Origin of the sequence: Rhodococcus sp. AQ5-07, from assembly GCF_009707305.1 — a bacterium.
GTDB classification, from domain to species: Bacteria; Actinomycetota; Actinomycetes; order Mycobacteriales; family Mycobacteriaceae; genus Rhodococcus_F; species Rhodococcus_F erythropolis.
Genome location: NZ_CP046099.1, coordinates 6283152 through 6299424 on the forward strand (window position 1 = coordinate 6283152; position 16273 = coordinate 6299424).

Here is a 16273-nt window from a genome sequence, read left to right on the forward strand (position 1 = left end):
CTCAGTCGCCCGCTGTCGCGCGCGCGGCAGCATGGGCGCCGGCAACACGACCGAACGCGAAGGCGTCGGCAATATGGAATCCACCGTCCTTCGCCGCGCTGTAGGTGGAACTCACTGCGCCCGCCGCATACAGCCCCGGAATCGGGCTACCGGCGGTGTCGAGGACGCGGGAATGACCGTCGCGGCGCGGCCCACCGCTACTCCATCCCAGCAGCGGTGGCCCGGAGACGGCGTAGAACGGAGCGGTTGCCACCGGGGCCAAAGTTTCCGGGTTGCGGCCGAAGGAATGGTCTACGCCGTCCGCGCACGCCTCGTTGTAGCGGTGCACACTTGTTTCCACGACGGCGGGGTCCAAGCCGAGCTTCCCGGCGAGTTCGGCAAGCGTGTCCGCTTTGACGATCCAACCCTTGTCGATCTCGGCTTGATTGTCCGAACTCCACTCGTACCCTTCGTCGAGGACCATGTGTCCGACGGGCAGTGCGTCGCGACCGGGGCTCAGCTGCCCAGCCAACCTCATCGTCTCGTCGAACACAATGTTCATCGGTTGCACCGGAAAGTGTTGGTAGGAACCCTCTCTGAACACATGACCGTGCCGCATTTCGGTTGACTCGTCGGTGAAGCGTCGACCTTCCCGGCTGAGGAACACATAGTTGTGCGCGTTCCACAGTGCGAGGAAGAATCCAGTCGGATTTTCGAGGTCGCCGGGGATTCCCGTAATGGTCATCATGTTGTTCATGTGCCACAGATCTGCGCCCACTGCCTGTGCCATCCGGTGGCCGTCACCTGTTGCCGAAGGTGAGCCCCAGATCTTCGGATTCTCCAGGCGTAGGTAATCGCGCACCATGGCCGGATTTGCTTCGAAACCTCCGGTGGCAAGGATGACACCTCGGCGCGCATGGATCTGCGAAGTTTGTTCACCCGAACGGATCTCGACTCCGGTCACCGCTCCGGATTCGTCCGTCAAGAGTCTGGTGGCTTCGGTGTCGAAAAGAGTTGTGATGCCGCGTTCAGCGAGAGCGGAAACGAGGAAGCGGTAGAGAAGTTCATTGCCCATCTTCCCTTCGATGGTATCCATCCCTGCGTAACAAGAACTTCCGTCGAGTTCGCCGTACTCCGCCGTGGAATGGAAATCGCCGCTCATCGCTACAGTTGCACCCAGACTGCGGAGCCAGTCGGACAGTCCTTGCGTATTCTCTGCCCAGGCGTCGATGACGTCGTCGGCAACGGTGAACGATCCGTTCAACGAACGCAGGAAGGTGCGGGCGGCGGCAGGGTCCTGGTTGACGAACCATCCACTGCCGGACAGTCGAGTGTTGCCGCCCGCGGTATCGCGTCCACTCTTCTCCAGAATCACCACCGACGCGCCGTCAGCGTGTGCTTGGAGTGCTGCGGCGGATCCGGCAGCGCCCGATCCGATGACAATGACATCGACGTTGTTGTCCATGTCACAAAGCTATGGTCGGATGGTGGCGCCTCATACGTGCCTTCCCGGTGAGCGAGAGAAGGCCTGTTCCGGACATTCGCCTGAGGATCAGTGGGTGCACATCAGGTACTCAGCTGTTGGGTCTCGACTTGAATAGCTGGACCGCACTGAGTGTTGCGACAATCGGCCAACACACAACGGCGATCCATACACTCGTTGAACGCTCGCCTTGAACGAGATCGAAAATTGCGAGGGCAGTCAGCAGAATCCCGATCCCGAATGCGATCCAGTTCAGAGTTCTGATGCGGGAGGCGGTTGGTGACGTCATTGAGAGACCCTACTCGACTTCTCGCGACCGTTCGGGAGAAGTCCCAGGCAGGGAGGGATGGCGGAATACGAGTATCGCTCGCGATCTCGACGCGATATCAGGAGTGGATGCGCGGCATGCCCGGGTCGGAGTTGTCGATGACGCAGTCGGCTCGGGTCCAGGGTTTTGCAGCGGCGAAGTAAAACCGTTGCCCGCCCACATATCTGTTCATCGAAGGATGATCCGGATCCGCGTTCGTTCCGTCGCGAAGGTTCATTCGCCGCGCGGTCTCCTCGAAGGGCACGTCGAGAAAGATCGAGTAGTCCCATCGGGAAGCAAGCTCGTCACGATGCAGGAACAGGCCTTCGACGAGGACGATCGCTCCATCGGCTGCATGCAGGTACGCGTCGCTGTCCCGCCGTTGTCGGTACCTTCTGCTCCCGCCCGGTCCCAACGGATCGAGAACATGGCGTTCGAGCGCGTCGTAGTCGTAGCTGTCGAGCCAGAAGCCTTCCGGCGATTGCCGACCTCTGCGATGACGAATCTCCGGCGGATTCAGAAAGTCGTCGACGTGAATCACGATGACGGGGCGTGCATTCAGCTGCGCTGTAAGGCTTTTAGCGAATGTCGTCTTGCCGCTCCCATCGACACCGTCGATCGAGACGAGAGGCGAGCCGCGCAACGCGGATATTTCGGCGGCTAAGGTTTCGAAGACCGACGCAGTGCTCATCGATCAATTCCTACAGCACTCGCAGCGACACGAAGAGGCCCAGTGTCGTACAGGATTCGGTGACCGTCTTCGAGAACACGTCGAGTACCCGCGTCGAGCGGAACGTCCGCCCAGCTCTCGCTCGCGAAATTCAGCTCGACGAGGAGGCCGGACCGTAGGCGGAAGCGTCGTTCTCGAACTGGCCCCCAGTTTGCGACTCCGATGAATCGCGCGTCGGGGCGGAGCCGCACGAACCAGTCTTCATTTGCGAGCGCGTTCGCGTCGTCGGCCAGGATCATCAGATCAAGATCACTCGCCATACGCTCCGCGCCGCGCGCGTAGGACCCGACCAGCGCTACAGCCTTGACTCCGTCGTGTTCATCGGCCCATTGTTCGACGTCGACGAGCAAAGCGTTGACCGCGCGCCTACGTCCTTTCAATCGTGCTGACATACCGGCATCATTCCCCACCGTCACGGCTGTCCGTAGCTTCGCTGGTACCTCTATCCTGGAACTGTCAGTGATGAACCAGGGGAGGGATGCGTATGTCCAAGGAAGTATCGGCAGGTCTGGCTGTTGGTGCGATGGTCCTTGTTGCAGGCTTGATCTGGACTGGGCTTCCGCTCGACGCATATTCGGTTGTCGCCGTGATTTTTGCAATCTGCGGGGGATTCATCACCTGGATCTACCTGCGCGAGAACGTAGATGGCGTCCCACACACAGCGACGAAAGAAGGCAGTCGATGAAGGCAATCATCGTGTGTACCTCTGTCTCCCATGGCAATACGAAGCGTATCGCCGACGTCATCGGAGAAGTTCTCGATGCTCGCGTGGTCGAGCCCGGTGACATCGACGCCGCGCAGCTCGCCGACTACGACCTCGTGGGCTTCGGCTCCGGCATCTACCTACGCTCGTACCACGAAGACCTACGCTCGTTCATCGAGGCACTCCCCGAAGAACGGCGATCCAAGGCTTTTGTCTTCGCCACCAGTGGTTTTCCCGACAAGGGGATTCATCGCTTCTCGCGTCCACTGGTTCAGCTGCTCGAGCAGAAGGGCTTCGATGTGGTCGCAGCCTTCTCGTCCCGTGCGTGGGATACGTATTTTCCGTTCAAGCCGTTCGGCGGTATCCGGAAGGGGCGGCCGAACGCCGACGACTTGGAATCGGCGCGCACGTTCGCCGAAGTCCTACGCGGAAGCGTTCAGGACAGCTTGCCCGGCACCGGGTAGCTGCGCAGGCTCATCTCCAGCTCACCGGCGTCGGCAAGGTCGTTGATCGTCTGACGCAGAGCGCCACACGTCCGCTGAGCGTTGGCTCGACCGTCCTCACGCCCCAGTTCCGGGCACACCACTTGCGACTCTTCGAGCCATTGAACGCTGGTGTGCGCTTCGCTGTATTTCTCGACCAGAACGCGGTTTCCGCAGTTCCGACAGCTGACCTGACGCATCAGCGTGCAATCAGATCGGCCGGTGACCAGAACGCGCGCATACTCGTGATCTTGGCGTCCGCGTCGAAAGTCATGACGTCGATCGGTTCGACCTCGTAGACCTGATCGCCCACCGGTGTGACGACGCGGAAGTGGAAGGCCGCGCTGGATCCGCTCACCCGCAAGGTGAGAAGCTCCGTCTCTTGCGAACCGCCCTCGAGAGCGCCGTAGAACTCGGTGATCGCCGCTTTGCCGACACGGGGTTCGCTGCCGACCGGGTCTTCGAGTGTCGCGTTCTCGGCGTAGAGGGCGGCGATGTCCGCTGACGATCCGCGAGCCACGGCGTCGAGGTAGGTGGTAACCGTCGCCGTGATCGTGGCCGTGGTGTCTGGTTCGAGAGTGGTCATCGAGTTAGTCCGATCAGTCGAGAAGTTCAGGGTCTGACAACTACTTCGGACGCTATCGGTGCCGTCTCGATTCGGCGTCGCAATCTCCCACGCAGCGGGACGGCCCGCAAGAAATTCAGGCGTCGAAGCGTCCGAAGCCGCCGCGGTAGAACAGAAGCGGACCGTCGTGGCGCAGCACGTTCAGATCGGTGATGCGTGCGACGACGATGGTGTGATCACCGGCGTCGTGCTCCTGCTCGACGGTGGCCTCGATGCGAGCGAGTGCGCCGCTGAGCGCCGGAGCGCCGTTGCCGGCCGCGTCCCACTCGACGCCGAGGAACTTGTCGGTCCCGCCGCGAGCGAACGCCGAACACATGTCCTGCTGATCATGAGCGAGCACATTGATGCAGAGAGTTCCGGATTCGCGAAGCTTCGGCCAACTTGTCGACGTCTTCGCCGGGCAGAACGAGAGCAACGGGGGATCGAGCGATACCGAGACCAGAGACTGGCAGGTGAAGCCGAGGGGTGAGTCTCCATCGTGAGCGGTGATGACGGTGACGCCAGTGCAGAAATTGCTCATCACGTTGCGAAGTGTGCGTCCGTCCAGAACTGGCGGCTCGGCGTTTTCCACGGTCATGTCGTCTCCTTGTTCAAATCTCTGTTCAAATCTCTGCAAACAGCTTCAGAAGCAACGATGTGTGGCGCCGCGGTCGTAATCCAGCGGCAGTCCCACTCAATGGCAGCAATGGCTTCTCGCCACGGGTTCGGACCGACCGAGTGTCAGGTGGAGGGGTCTCGGGCAAATTTGATCCCGCTCAGCGGTCCGTTCGGATTCTACGAAACCAGCAAATCACCAGTGATTGTTAGACTTCGGGCATGTCCGAACCTGATGACGTGTCCCGAGGACTTCCCGCTACCAGCTGGGCAGTGCTCGGGATGCTGACGTTCGGGGAGGAACTGACCGGAAACGATTTGAAGAAGTGGGCTGACTGGAGTGTCGGCTTCTTCTACTGGAGCCCGTCCATCAGCCAGGTCTACGCAGAGCTGAAGAAGCTCGAAAGCATCGGATTCGTGGAGTCCCGGGTCGTCTCCGAGCCCGGGGTACGGGGCAAGCGCCTCTACTCGATCACCCAATCAGGAACCGACGCCGTCCGGACGTGGTCACGGGAGGCGCCGGTGGAAGTCCCGGTGCTCAAGCACGGCGTCATGTTGCGTCTGTGGATGGGACACCTCAACGAACCCGAGCGACTGAAGGCACTGGTCGAAGCCCATATCGCCAACGTCGAAGAGCAGATTCGACGCGCGAAACTCCACGCAGATCATGCCGAGAACGAGCCGGCCTGGTCGTTCCCGGTCATGACGTTGCGATGGTCGGAACGGTACTTCCGAGCCGAGATCGAACTTGCTCGCGAACTACTCGAAGACATCGATCGTGCGTCCGCCGAGTTCGCGAACGTCGCCGAGCACGACCGACTGGGATCGCCGTTGCCCTCGACGCCTGGCAGATGGAAGAACGTCGAGGAGTACGTGTTGGCGCTCGAGCAAGCCGGTCTCACCGGCAACGGCTCGAATATCTGAGTCAGGCCCCGGCTGCGGTGGGCATGTTGCGCAGCAGGTGACGACGCTGCAACGTCGGAGTGACGCTCAGCGATCCGCCGTCGATGCCACGCCAAATGGCAGCGGCCGCCATCCGAACCGGCGCTGCGCTGACGTGGTCGAGTCGGAGAGCCTTCGACGGCGCGCAGATGGATACCGCGGCAACAGCGCGGCCGATGGGGCCGATCGGTGCCGCAAGACAGCTGAATCCCGGTAGGCCGTTTCCGGTTTCGAATGCCACCCCTGATTCGCGAATCCGGGCGAGGTGGGGCAGTGCGTAGCCCGAGGACTTCGGCGAACCGAATGCAAGCAGTGCCTGACCGATCGCAGTGGTCTCGGCCCGGCGTCGACCACCCACACGCGTCGGCACCGCGGCAGCGAGGCGTCCGCCGATCTTCTCCATGTAGACCACATCGGGCCCGTCGAGGATGCCGAGGTGAACCACGAAGCCGGTGACGCGGTAGAGCTCGTGGAGGAGCGGCATGGCTGCAGCGTGGAGGCGGTCTTGATGAACCGCGAGCGATCCCAGTTCGACGAGGCGCATACCGAGTTCGTAGTCGCGGCCGTCGCGGCGCAGCCAACGCATCGAGACGAGACGTTCGAGCATGCGGTGGGCAGACGAGCGTGGCAGGCCCGTGCTCCGAACGACCTGAGCGAGCGTCAACCTGCCGGGACCGTCGAAGGCGTCGAGAACCAGCGAGACGCGATCGAGAATTGCTGTCGGGGCCGAATCGGCGCCTAAAGCATCCACAGCCTGCAGTGTCATCGTGTACCTCACTTCTCTTAGAGCTCCACAACCAGTGAACTGGCTATTTCAATTAGAAATAGTGTCATAGAGTTCCGGATTTGTGAAGTGGATCACCGGTCTGTTTTCGGGCGCGTCACGGTGGAAACGACGAAGGGGCTTGCGCGAATGCTCGCGCAAGCCCCTTCGTCTGTTTACTACCGGCGGGTACTACATCGTCACCGGCAGGTACTACATAGCTGCCAGCGGTTCGCTTCCGGACCAGTCGTGGCCCCAGTAGCTGTCAGCGGTGATCTCCTCGGAGGAGTACGAGTCCTGATCCACCTTCGCGCCCTCGGTGCCGAACTCGATGTCCCAGCCGCCGGGTGCGCGGACGTAGAAGGAGATCATCTTGTCGTTGGTGTGGCGACCCAAGGTCGACGACACGGAGAATCCGTCCTTCATCACTCGGTCGAGAGCCTGGCCGACAGCGTCGAGGGTGTCGACCTCGACCATGATGTGAATCAGGCCGGGTGCGCCGCCGTGCGGTGCCGGGCACAGGGCCAAGCTGTGGTGACGCTCGTTGACGCCCATGAAACGGATTCGCAGCGGCCCGAATTCGGGCGGGGCCGGCAGGCGGAAGGCGCCGCGCGGGTAGAAGCCGAGCACCTCGGTGTAGAAGTCGAAGCTCGCAGCACTGTCCATCACCGGGAGCACGACGTGGCCGAGACCCTGTGCGCCGGTGACGAATCGAGCGCCGAAGGGCGTCACCACGGGGCTGTGGTCGAGGATCGCGCCGTGGAAGACCTCGATGGCTGCTCCACCGGGATCGGTGAAGGCGATGACCTCTTCGACCCGTCGAGCATCCGCTTCGGCGAGCGAAAGCTGCTCCACCTCGGTGCCGTTCTTTTCGAGGGACTCCTGAACGCGGCGCAGTGCGGCGTGATCGGCGACCTCCCAACCGATGTTGACGATCTCGTCGCGCTCACCCTCGACGACGACGATGCGAGCAGCACGCTCGTCGAGTCGTAGGTAGAGAGCGTTCTCGTCCGGCCCACTGCCCTTGGCGAATCCGAGAACATCGAAAGCGAAAGTGCGCCAACGTGCCATGTCGTTGGTCGAGATCTTGACGTAGCCAAGTCCCTTGATGTCAGTGTGTGTCATCGTGTTCTGTTCCTGTCGATTTCTTGTGTCGAAGTCTGATCAGATCATCGCCCGCAGCGGACCCTGCGGATCTGCGCCGAGACGGCTCAGCGAGGCGGCGTGGAATACGGTGCCCGGCACGTGAATTGCATGGTGCTGTCCCGCGTGAGCGTCGCGCCAGAATCGCTGAAGTGGCTTGTCCATCCGCAGTGCGTTGCCGCCGCAGCGCGGGTAGACCTGATCGATTGCATTGATTGCGCGCCAGGCGGCCTGCACCTGAGTCTGGCGTCCCTCGGCGCGCTGCTCGAAGGTCACTTCCTTGCCAGCGTCCACTCGATCCCACATGCGGTCGACGTTGGCCAGCAGGGTGTCGCGGGCCGCCCGGATGTCGGCAGTTGCCTGACCGATGGCGAACAAGGTGTAGGGGTCGTCCTTGACCGCCGTGCCCTGTGCGTTGATGCGATCGGCCTGGTACTCGTTGGCGTGGAAGAGCATTCCCTCGCAGATGCCGATGGTGGCGGCGGTGATACCGAGGGGGAACATGTTCGACCACGGCATCAGGTACAGCGTCTCGGTGCGACCGTACTTGCGCACCGCCGTTCCGTCGATGACCTCGTCGCAGTCCATGACGCGGTAATCGGGGACGTACGCATCCTTGACCACGAGGTCCTTGGAGCCGGTGCCGCGAAGTCCCATGACATCCCACGAGTCTTCGATGATCTCGTAGTCGGTGCGCGGAATGATCACATGGAGCATGCGCGGCGGCATCTCCATGTTGCCGTCCTTGTCGCACGCCATCGCACCGAGGAATGCCCAGTCGCAATGGTCGGTGCCGGAAGAGAACTGCCAGCGGCCGGAGAACTTGTAGCCGCCGTCGGTGGGGATACACATTCCGCCGGGCATGTACGGCGATGCCATCCAGGTGTCGGGATCTGATCCCCAGATCTCCTGCTGCACCTTGGGATCGGCGAACGCGAGCTGCCACGGGTGAACTCCGACGATCCCGTGTACCCAGCCGGCCGAGGGATTGAGCGAAGCCATGCGCATCACGGTCTCGGCGAACTCGCGAGGATGCGCCTCCATTCCGCCGTGTTCCTTGGGTTGGAGCATGCGGATGGAACCGATTGCCTTCATCTTCTTGGCGGTGTCGTCGGCCACCCGGCCGATCCGCTCGGCCTCGATGCCTTCGGCGAAGATGTCGTCGGCCATCGCGTTGATCTGTTCGAGCACTTCGTACGTCATGTTGTTCCTTGCGTTCAGTCAGGTTGTCTCAGCAGTATTTTCGACTGCGAATCAGGAGGTTGTCTCGAGCCGCTGGGCGTCACGTGCGGCAACGTTTTCGGCGACTTCCCGCTTCCAGCTCTCCACTGCGCGGGTAGTGTCGATCTCGAATTCGAAGCGCTTCGTCATGTCTTCCGTGACGTTCTCGACATCGGTGTAGAACTGGTTGTACCAGCGCCGCAACTGGTAAACCGGGCCGTCCTCCTCCGAGAGCAGCGGGTTGTCGATCGGGGCCTTGTTCTTCCAGATCTCCACGTCCTGAAGGAATCCCATCTCGACGCCCTCGGTGAACTGCGCGGCCATCGCGGCAGTGGACTCGTCGTCCATACCGGGAAGCTTCTTGACCATCGCGCCGTACTGCAACACGAAGGCATTGTTCGAAATGGGGTAGTGGCAGTTGATCAATACAGTTTCGATGATCTGCCCGTTGGCTTCGCTCTTGATCCAGTCGATCATGTACGACGGACCGAAATACGAAGCATCCGAACGAAGAACAGCGTTGGGATCGCCGTAGTTGGTGCCGCTGATGATGTCCTCACGTCCCACCGATTCCATGTACTGGCTCGCTACGTGACCTTCGAAGATGTTCTTGAAGTACTTGGGGAACGAGTAGTGAACGTAGAAGAAGTGGGCCATGTCCACGACGTTGTCCACGATCTCGCGGCAATGAGAGCCTTCGATGGTGAGCGTGTTCCAGCTCCAGTCGCTCCACTCATCGCTTCCGAAGCCCTCGATGTCGGGAATCGTGACCTCGGCGGGCGGGGGATTTCCCTGGGGATCGTGCCAGACGAACAGCTGACCGTTCTTCTCGAGTGTGGTCCACGCCCGCGTCTTGGCCAGCGGCGGAACGCGTCGTGCGTAGGGGATCGCCGTACATTTTCCGTTACCGCCCCAACGCCAGTCGTGGAACGGGCAGGCGATCGAATCGCCCTTGACGGTTCCGTGAGCGAGGTTGCCACCCATGTGGCGGCAGTAGGCGTCGAGAATCTTGATGTCGCCCTTGCTGTCGGCGAAGACGACAAGGCTGGTGCCGAATGCCTCGATCTGGTGGGGCTGACCGTCGCGATAGGTATTGCTCAGTCCGAGGCAGTGCCATCCACGCGCGAACCGCGCCGGGGGCGCTGCCGCTTCGATTTCTCGAATTTCCTCGCCGGCGCCCGACTGCGTCGAGGCGTCCGTAGTGGTGAGTGGGCCGGTTCCGAGTGCCATGTCTTCCTCCGAGCCGCGTCTTGCGACGCTCCAGTGATGTGATCCGTCTCATACAACGACGAAGCGTCCTCTGGAGATACGGCAGTTCCCGCTGGATGGAACACCCGCTCGGTGACCTGCAGAGATTCAGCTCGCGAGTGTCGCCACATCGTCGATCGCGTAAGTCGCCCAGGCCCGAGCGGTGACGACCCCGGTGGGATCGGTGGCGACCAGAGCTACGTCGGCGACGCTCTCGTGGTCCTTCTCGTACGTAGCGAGCACCGTCACGGAGCAGTTCAGATCTGCTCCCGCGGAAGTTGCGGTGCAACGTCCGCGGAACCGTCGTAGCGACGCCGAGCCGTAACGACGAGCGGCGAAATCGGCAAGGGCAGCAACGGAATCGGTTCCGGTGCCCGCTGTCGGGGCTTCCCGGACGAAGACCTCGGCAACCAGATGCCCGGTCTGGTCGTGGTATTCGGTGATCCGCTCGAGAGTCGAGCCCAGCGGCCTCACGGATCCGGTGAGCAGCGCGCCCGGATCAGGGCGCCCGAAGAACACGACGTCCTGTTCGACGACGGACCCGTCGGGTGCCGAGCGCACGGTGCCGTACAGCGAGTCGAAATCCGAGAGGAGCGTGGTGGACGTACGGGGAGCAGATGCCGTGAAGTGGGCGGTACCGAGGTTGGTAGTCATGACACTCTCCGTTGGACGCGACCGAGACGCTGTCGTCTCGGTGGGTACATCGACGCTAACCACCGCTCTCGCGGGTGACGACGGGCTTCCCGCTGATCGGGAGCATTCTCGGATTCGTTCGAAGAGGTGGAACCTGTTCCAGTTTTGTGCAATTCTGGATATCGTATCCGTGACCGGGAGCACATCTCGATGACTGCACGCGCCGAGCAGAAGGAAGACCAGATGACAGACGAGTTCGCTGACCTGCACCGACCGGTATACGGTCCGGACCTGCTCATCACCGCTCTGGAACGCAATCACGACAAGCCTGCGCTGTACCTCGGAGACGTGATCCTCACCGGAGGGCAGATGCGCGATCAGATCAGCTGCTTCGCCCAGGCTCTCGCGTCGCTGGGAATCACTCAGGGCACCAGCACCGCGATGCTGTCGAAGAACCGCCCCGAGGTGCTGATCAGCATGGGCGCGACCATGATCACCGGCTGCCGGGCGAGTGCCCTGAATCCGATGGGATCGCTCGACGACCACAAGTACATCGTCGACGACGCCGAGATCGAGACCCTCATCTTCGATCCCAATGCCTTCGAAGATCGTGCCGCCGAGTTGAAGGCGTCGTCGCCTTCGCTGACCAACGTGCTCTCGATGGGCCCGTCCGAAGTGGGGATCGACATCCTTGCTCTGGCCGCGACATTCGAGCCTGCGCCGCTGAAGGCAGCGCACGTCGATGCCGAAGATGCCAGCAGCATGGTCTACACCGGTGGAACGACCGGCAAGCCCAAAGGTGTTGTGGGATCGTTCCGTTCGGGTGCAGCGCTCAATCAGATCCAGATGTCGGAGTGGCAGTGGCCCGAGGACAACCGCTTTCTCATCTGCACGCCACTCTCACATGCAGGCGCGGCGTTCTTCATCCCGACTTTGCTGCGCGGCGGCGCTCTGATCGTCCTGCCCGCCTTCGAACCGGGGGCCGTGCTCGAGGCGATCGAGAAGCACAAGATCACGGCAACCATGTTGGTGCCCACCATGATCTACATGCTCATGGACCACCCCGATCTGCCCAAGCGTGACGTATCGAGTCTGCAAACGCTGTTCTACGGAGCGTCCGCGATGTCCCCGGCCAGATTGCAAGAGGGCATCAAGAAGTTCGGGCAGATCTTCTTCCAGTTCTACGGTCAGACCGAGTGCGGCATGACAATCTCGGTGCTGCGCAAGGAAGAACACCTCGCCGACGATCCGGCCCGCCTCGCTACCTGTGGGCGGCCCGTGCCATGGCTCGACGTCCGGTTGCTCGACGACGACCTCAACGAGGTGCCGCAGGGAGAACTCGGTGAGATCTGCGTGCGCGGCCCGCTGATCATGAAGGGCTACTGGAAGAAGCCGGCCGAAACCGCCGAGGCGTTCCGTGGGGGTTGGCTGCACACCGGCGACATCGCACGTAAGGACAAGGACGGGTTCATGTCCATCGTCGATCGCAAGAAAGACATGATCGTGACCGGTGGTTTCAACGTGTTCCCGCGCGAGATCGAAGACGTGATCTCGGCGCACCCGTCCGTCGCATCGGTGGCGGTAGTCGGTGTACCGGACGACAAGTGGGGCGAAGCCGTCAAGGCCTGCGTGGTGCTTCGTGCCGGACTGAGCGTGGACACCGAGGAACTGGTCGACAAGGTGAAGGCAGCCAAGGGTTCGGTTCACGCTCCCAAGAGCATCGACTTCGTGGATTCACTCCCGTTGACACCGCTGGGCAAGCTGGACAAGAAGGCACTGCGCGCGCGGTACTGGGAGACCAGCGCCCGCGCAGTCTAGGAACCAGCGTCGTGTAGCGAAGGGTCAGCGTTTCCAGACGTAACGACGCTCCGGGCGGCCCACCACTCCGTATTTCAGCGAGGTGGTGGACCGCCCGGACTCGTAGAGGTACTCGAGGTAGCGCCTCGCGCTCGCGCGCGAGATACCGACTCTCTCGGAAATGTCTGTTGCCGAGGCGGGTTCGGTGTCGTCTCGCAGAGCTGTCTCGACCAACAGAAGAGTCTCGGGACTGAGTCCCTTGGGCAAACCTTTGTGGGACGACGCCCCGGGCGCGCCACCTGCCACACCGAAGGCCTCGTCCACTGCTGTCTGTTCTGCTTCGCCGGAGCTGTCGAGATTCGCGTATGTCGATCGGTAGCGCTCGAGACGCTCACGGAGAACCTCGAACGTGAATGGCTTCATCAGGTAATGCACGACGCCGCTGCGCAGCGCCTTCTTGACCGAGCCGGCCTCGCGCTCACTCGTGATGACAAGAACATCCAGCTCCGGTGCCAGCTCGCGAAACGGGGCGATCAGATCGAGTCCGGTGGTGCCCGGCAGGTGGACGTCGAGAAGCACCAGGTCGGGTTGCAACTCACCGACTGCGGCCAGCGCGGCCTCGGCCGAATGGGCAACGCCACACACTTCGAAACCGTCTATCCGCGAGACGAATCCGCTGTGCACCTTCGCCACCATGAAGTCGTCGTCCACCACCAGTACCCGGATCATGCGCCCTCTCCGTCGTGTAGGACTGCGGTGAAGACAGTCCATTCGATGCCCTCTGTCGAACGACTGCTCACGGTGACGTCGCCACCGCGTCGACGACACGTCAGGCGTACCAGTGCCAAGCCGAAACCGTGTCCGTCGCTCGATTGTCCCTTGGTGCTCCAGCCCTGGCCGAAAACCCTGTCGCGATTCTCCGGCGCGATACCGGGGCCGGCGTCCTCGACCCGCACTTCGACGGCGGTGCCACGGCCCCGAATCGACAATCGAACCTTGCGGCGCGACGCTTCCGGCATCTCACCGACAGCGTCGACGGCATTGTCGACGAGGTTTCCGACCACCGTCACGAGGTCTCGGCCGAGTCGGCGATCAACCGAGTCCAGGTGCGTGTCCGATGTCAGTTCCACGGTGACCAATCCCTGTGCAGCGGCACCTATCTTGGCGATCACGAGTGCGGCAGTGCCGACGTCGGCGATCTTGTCGGTCACGGCTGCACTGACCTGTGCGCGCTCCATGGTCAGGCCCTCGACGTAGCCGACCACCTCGTCGTACTCGCCGAGCTGGATGAGGCCGGAAATGGTGTGCAACTGATTGTCGAACTCGTGGATGTGGGCGCGTAGCGCGTCCGTGCTGGTTTTGGTCACGTCGAGTTCTTCTTCCACGGAGCGCAATTCGGTGCGGTCGCGGAAGGTGGTGACCGACCCGATGGTGCGGCCTTTCGATTCGATCAAGACGGTGTTGAGGACGAGTAGTCGATCTCCGACAAGAACCAACTGATCGGATTCGGTTGTGCCGGAGGTCAGTACACTCTGGAGTCGGTCGTCGAGACCGAGGTCCCGCACAGATCTACCGGCACTCCCGCGTGGGATGTCGAGGAGTTGGTGGGCACTGTCGCTCATCAGCACCACCTTTCCCTGCGCGTCGAATGCGATGACACCTTCCTTGAGGCCACGCAGCATCGCCTCACGTTGGCGAACCAGGTCCAGGATCTCGCGGGCCTCCATGCCGAGGGTCTGCCGTTTGACCCTGCGGGCCAACAGGATCGAACCGACGCCCCCGAGAAGCGAGGCCACCGCGAGGTATACCAGGAGGTTCGGTGCAGATTGCAGCAGTCGCGTCCAGATCGAGGGGTACTCGATGCCGACGATCGCGGTTCCGGTGATCCCTCCTTCACTGCCGAGAATCGGAACGTGCGCTTCCACTGCCTTGCCTGAGGACGTGTCGACCAAACCCGTCCATGACCGATCCTGTGTCTGACGTGCGTCGACGCCGACATCGCCGGGACGCGTCGAAATCACGACACTGCCGTCGGCGTCGGCAAGCGAGACGTAGGTGACGCCCGAGATGGCGCGCACCGAGTCGACCGAACCTTGTAGTCCGGAGCGGAGACGAGTCTGAGCCTGGGGGAGTAGTTCACGTACCGCTGGATTGGCTGCGAGTGATTCCGCTGCCGAGAGTGCGCGACGTCCCTCCTCGCGTTGGAAACTCGCAGACGACTGAGCGAGAGAGAGGGCGGTGACACACACGAGAACTGCGACGACGATCAGAAGTTGCAGTTCGAGAAGTTGGGTCGCCAGAGTGTGCCGGCGCCGAAACAGGCGCTCACGCAGAGGCGACTTGCGCTCTCGCTCGGCCTGCTCGTTTCCTGAGGACACCAGCCAGACCCTAGCCTTCGGTTCGATGCCGGGAAAGCAGTTGTTCGTGAGCACAATGAGCACAAATCAATTTGCTTTCCCAATGGTGACCCCAGTCACAAAGTGCGTCAGTATGAAACCTGTTCACACAGCGGTACCAGCAGACAGCCAGTAGACAGCCAGCAGACAAGGACAAGGCCATGAGGACATCGAAGCGACTGAGCAGGCATATCGCCCTGCTCGGTGCTTGCGCGATGGCTCTCGTGCTCTCGACCGGATGCACTCCGGTCGAGTCCTTCTTCGCCGGTGGTCGAGCGGGTGAGACTTCCGAAGAACTGCGTGTACTGGTGCCCTCGGTGGCCGGTGGTGGTTACGACCTGACCGCCCGGACCATGGTGCAGGCACTGGCCGACGAAGGGACCGTCGACGCCGACGTCGTTGTTCTGCCCGGATCGGGTGGCATCGTCGGACTCAACCGGTTGGCTCTCGAACGCGGAAATCCCGATCTACTCATGGTCATGGGACTCGGCGTTCTCGGTTCGCTCGAGATACTGCCGTCCGAGCACACCCTTTCCGACGTGACACCGATCGCGAGACTGGTCGAAGAACCGGAAGCTGTACTGGTGCCGGCAGATTCGCCGTACAAAACTCTGGCAGATCTGACGCAGGCCTGGGTGGCGGATCCGTCGTCGATCTCGATCGGTGGTGGTTCGAGTGAAGGCGGACCGGACGGGCTGTTCCGCCTTCTGTTCGCACGGGCGGTCGGCGTCGATCCGTCGCTGTCCCCTTACCGAATCTACGACGGCGGCGGAGAACTGCTTCCGGCGCTGCTGACCAGGCAGGTCGACGTCGCCGCCACCGGTATCGGTGAGTACCTGGATCAGATTGCGGCAGGCACGGTTCGGGTCCTTGCGGTCAGTTCGCCGGAGCGCACTCCGGCGGTGGATGCACCGACCATGGCGGAGTCGGGCGTCGACGTCACGTTCACCAACTGGCGGGGTCTCATGGCGCCCCCCGGATTGAGTGACGACCAGCGTCAGCATTTACAGAATTTAGTGCGGGATCTGGCGGCAAGTCCACGGTGGAACGAGCTGTCCGACCGAAATGGTTGGAACAGCGCAGTTCTCACCGAACCCGAGTTCTCTGCCTTCCTCGCCGAACAATCCCGGTTCGTCGACGTGACACTCGATCCGCCCGGCACCAACTGAGCACAACCGAAGTTTCGTTTCATCTCCACGAAGGCCACCGGCTCGATTTGCCGTGCCG

18 protein-coding genes are annotated in these 16273 nt (G+C 62.0%); 5 read left to right on the forward strand and 13 right to left on the reverse strand.

The genetic code is table 11. The features are described 5' to 3' along the window. Nucleotide 1: 1 nt before the first annotated feature. From GJB56_RS29130 to GJB56_RS29140, 3 genes are all read right to left on the reverse strand, one after another. A complete protein-coding gene (locus tag GJB56_RS29130; protein ID WP_113682299.1) occupies nt 2–1444 on the reverse strand; it encodes an FAD-dependent oxidoreductase in 1443 nt (480 codons plus the stop codon). 404 nt (nt 1445–1848) lie between these two features. Then, nucleotides 1849–2460 (reverse strand): uridine kinase, encoded by a 612-nt coding sequence (locus tag GJB56_RS29135; protein WP_020968786.1) that lies wholly within the window; start codon nt 2458–2460, stop codon nt 1849–1851. Next, entirely contained in the window at nt 2457–2891 is a 435-nt protein-coding gene (locus GJB56_RS29140; RefSeq protein WP_020968787.1) for a nucleotidyltransferase domain-containing protein, read from the reverse strand. Before GJB56_RS29140 ends, GJB56_RS29135 begins: the two co-directional genes overlap by 4 nt. Nucleotides 2892–2983: 92 nt before the next feature. Here GJB56_RS29140 and GJB56_RS29145 point away from each other — a divergent pair, with 92 nt between their 5' ends. After that, a complete protein-coding gene (locus tag GJB56_RS29145) occupies nt 2984–3184 on the forward strand; it encodes a hypothetical protein (RefSeq protein WP_020968788.1) in 201 nt (66 codons plus the stop codon). Beyond that, nucleotides 3181–3666, forward strand: coding sequence for a flavodoxin family protein (locus GJB56_RS29150; protein ID WP_020906614.1), 486 nt, complete (start codon nt 3181–3183; stop codon nt 3664–3666). Before GJB56_RS29145 ends, GJB56_RS29150 begins: the two co-directional genes overlap by 4 nt. On the opposite strand, the gene GJB56_RS29155 is transcribed toward GJB56_RS29150, so the two are convergent. The 3 genes from GJB56_RS29155 to GJB56_RS29165 form a co-directional block, all read right to left on the reverse strand. Further along, nucleotides 3639–3884 carry a hypothetical protein gene (locus tag GJB56_RS29155; RefSeq protein ID WP_113682300.1) on the reverse strand — a complete coding sequence of 82 codons (246 nt, stop codon included), beginning with the start codon at nt 3882–3884 and terminating at the stop codon, nt 3639–3641. The genes GJB56_RS29150 and GJB56_RS29155 overlap by 28 nt on opposite strands. Beyond that, nucleotides 3884–4270 carry a nuclear transport factor 2 family protein gene (locus GJB56_RS29160; protein ID WP_070797229.1) on the reverse strand — a complete coding sequence of 129 codons (387 nt, stop codon included), beginning with the start codon at nt 4268–4270 and terminating at the stop codon, nt 3884–3886. Before GJB56_RS29160 ends, GJB56_RS29155 begins: the two co-directional genes overlap by 1 nt. A 115-nt stretch (nt 4271–4385) precedes the next feature. Next, nucleotides 4386–4886 carry a flavin reductase family protein gene (locus GJB56_RS29165; RefSeq protein WP_020906617.1) on the reverse strand — a complete coding sequence of 167 codons (501 nt, stop codon included), beginning with the start codon at nt 4884–4886 and terminating at the stop codon, nt 4386–4388. Nucleotides 4887–5125: 239 nt separating this feature from the next. Between GJB56_RS29165 and GJB56_RS29170 the strand changes: the two genes are divergently transcribed. After that, the gene (locus tag GJB56_RS29170; RefSeq protein WP_019749414.1) at nt 5126–5827 is read left to right on the forward strand and encodes a PadR family transcriptional regulator; all 702 of its coding nucleotides are present in this window, start codon (nt 5126–5128) and stop codon (nt 5825–5827) included. Nucleotide 5828: 1 nt separating this feature from the next. On the opposite strand, the gene GJB56_RS29175 is transcribed toward GJB56_RS29170, so the two are convergent. The 5 genes from GJB56_RS29175 to GJB56_RS29195 all read right to left on the reverse strand — a co-directional run bounded on the left by GJB56_RS29175 (nt 5829) and on the right by GJB56_RS29195 (nt 10874). Then, nucleotides 5829–6611, reverse strand: coding sequence for an IclR family transcriptional regulator (locus GJB56_RS29175; RefSeq protein ID WP_020968790.1), 783 nt, complete (start codon nt 6609–6611; stop codon nt 5829–5831). 210 nt (nt 6612–6821) lie between these two features. Then, complete coding sequence (gene bphC, locus GJB56_RS29180) at nt 6822–7733, reverse strand: biphenyl-2,3-diol 1,2-dioxygenase (protein WP_020968791.1); 912 nt, start codon at nt 7731–7733, stop codon at nt 6822–6824. Between the two features lie 39 nt (nt 7734–7772). Then, a complete protein-coding gene (locus tag GJB56_RS29185; RefSeq protein WP_019749417.1) occupies nt 7773–8954 on the reverse strand; it encodes an acyl-CoA dehydrogenase family protein in 1182 nt (393 codons plus the stop codon). Between the two features lie 51 nt (nt 8955–9005). Then, complete coding sequence (locus GJB56_RS29190; RefSeq protein WP_020968792.1) at nt 9006–10202, reverse strand: Rieske 2Fe-2S domain-containing protein; 1197 nt, start codon at nt 10200–10202, stop codon at nt 9006–9008. 126 nt (nt 10203–10328) lie between these two features. After that, nucleotides 10329–10874 carry a hypothetical protein gene (locus GJB56_RS29195; protein WP_020968793.1) on the reverse strand — a complete coding sequence of 182 codons (546 nt, stop codon included), beginning with the start codon at nt 10872–10874 and terminating at the stop codon, nt 10329–10331. 222 nt (nt 10875–11096) lie between these two features. Between GJB56_RS29195 and GJB56_RS29200 the strand changes: the two genes are divergently transcribed. After that, entirely contained in the window at nt 11097–12671 is a 1575-nt protein-coding gene (locus tag GJB56_RS29200) for an AMP-binding protein (protein WP_113682440.1), read from the forward strand. 24 nt (nt 12672–12695) lie between these two features. Here GJB56_RS29200 and GJB56_RS29205 read toward each other — a convergent pair whose 3' ends face one another. Continuing rightward, a complete protein-coding gene (locus tag GJB56_RS29205) occupies nt 12696–13379 on the reverse strand; it encodes a response regulator (protein ID WP_042951073.1) in 684 nt (227 codons plus the stop codon). Continuing rightward, on the reverse strand, nt 13376–15028 hold the full coding sequence (locus tag GJB56_RS29210) for a sensor histidine kinase (RefSeq protein WP_230091105.1): 1653 nt from the start codon (nt 15026–15028) through the stop codon (nt 13376–13378). The genes GJB56_RS29205 and GJB56_RS29210 overlap by 4 nt, the downstream gene beginning before the upstream one ends. Before the next feature lie 179 nt (nt 15029–15207). Between GJB56_RS29210 and GJB56_RS29215 the strand changes: the two genes are divergently transcribed. Continuing rightward, the gene (locus tag GJB56_RS29215; protein ID WP_166655139.1) at nt 15208–16215 is read left to right on the forward strand and encodes a Bug family tripartite tricarboxylate transporter substrate binding protein; all 1008 of its coding nucleotides are present in this window, start codon (nt 15208–15210) and stop codon (nt 16213–16215) included. The last annotated feature ends 58 nt before the right edge of the window (nt 16216–16273 follow it).

Excerpts from the sequence above, each read along its gene's own strand:
- GJB56_RS29165 (WP_020906617.1), bottom strand. The coding sequence starts at position 4,886 with ATGACCGTGGAAAACGCCGAGCCGCCAGTTCTGGACGGACGCACACTT.
- GJB56_RS29130 (WP_113682299.1), bottom strand. The coding sequence starts at position 1,444 with ATGGACAACAACGTCGATGTCATTGTCATCGGATCGGGCGCTGCCGGA.
- GJB56_RS29170 (WP_019749414.1), top strand. The coding sequence starts at position 5,126 with ATGTCCGAACCTGATGACGTGTCCCGAGGACTTCCCGCTACCAGCTGG.
- GJB56_RS29150 (WP_020906614.1), top strand. The coding sequence starts at position 3,181 with ATGAAGGCAATCATCGTGTGTACCTCTGTCTCCCATGGCAATACGAAG.
- GJB56_RS29140 (WP_020968787.1), bottom strand. The coding sequence starts at position 2,891 with ATGTCAGCACGATTGAAAGGACGTAGGCGCGCGGTCAACGCTTTGCTC.
- bphC (WP_020968791.1), bottom strand. The coding sequence starts at position 7,733 with ATGACACACACTGACATCAAGGGACTTGGCTACGTCAAGATCTCGACC.
- GJB56_RS29185 (WP_019749417.1), bottom strand. The coding sequence starts at position 8,954 with ATGACGTACGAAGTGCTCGAACAGATCAACGCGATGGCCGACGACATC.
- GJB56_RS29145 (WP_020968788.1), top strand. The coding sequence starts at position 2,984 with ATGTCCAAGGAAGTATCGGCAGGTCTGGCTGTTGGTGCGATGGTCCTT.
- GJB56_RS29175 (WP_020968790.1), bottom strand. The coding sequence starts at position 6,611 with ATGACACTGCAGGCTGTGGATGCTTTAGGCGCCGATTCGGCCCCGACA.
- GJB56_RS29205 (WP_042951073.1), bottom strand. The coding sequence starts at position 13,379 with ATGATCCGGGTACTGGTGGTGGACGACGACTTCATGGTGGCGAAGGTG.
- GJB56_RS29190 (WP_020968792.1), bottom strand. The coding sequence starts at position 10,202 with ATGGCACTCGGAACCGGCCCACTCACCACTACGGACGCCTCGACGCAG.
- GJB56_RS29215 (WP_166655139.1), top strand. The coding sequence starts at position 15,208 with ATGAGGACATCGAAGCGACTGAGCAGGCATATCGCCCTGCTCGGTGCT.
- GJB56_RS29155 (WP_113682300.1), bottom strand. The coding sequence starts at position 3,884 with ATGCGTCAGGTCAGCTGTCGGAACTGCGGAAACCGCGTTCTGGTCGAG.
- GJB56_RS29200 (WP_113682440.1), top strand. The coding sequence starts at position 11,097 with ATGACAGACGAGTTCGCTGACCTGCACCGACCGGTATACGGTCCGGAC.
- GJB56_RS29160 (WP_070797229.1), bottom strand. The coding sequence starts at position 4,270 with ATGACCACTCTCGAACCAGACACCACGGCCACGATCACGGCGACGGTT.
- GJB56_RS29195 (WP_020968793.1), bottom strand. The coding sequence starts at position 10,874 with ATGACTACCAACCTCGGTACCGCCCACTTCACGGCATCTGCTCCCCGT.
- GJB56_RS29135 (WP_020968786.1), bottom strand. The coding sequence starts at position 2,460 with ATGAGCACTGCGTCGGTCTTCGAAACCTTAGCCGCCGAAATATCCGCG.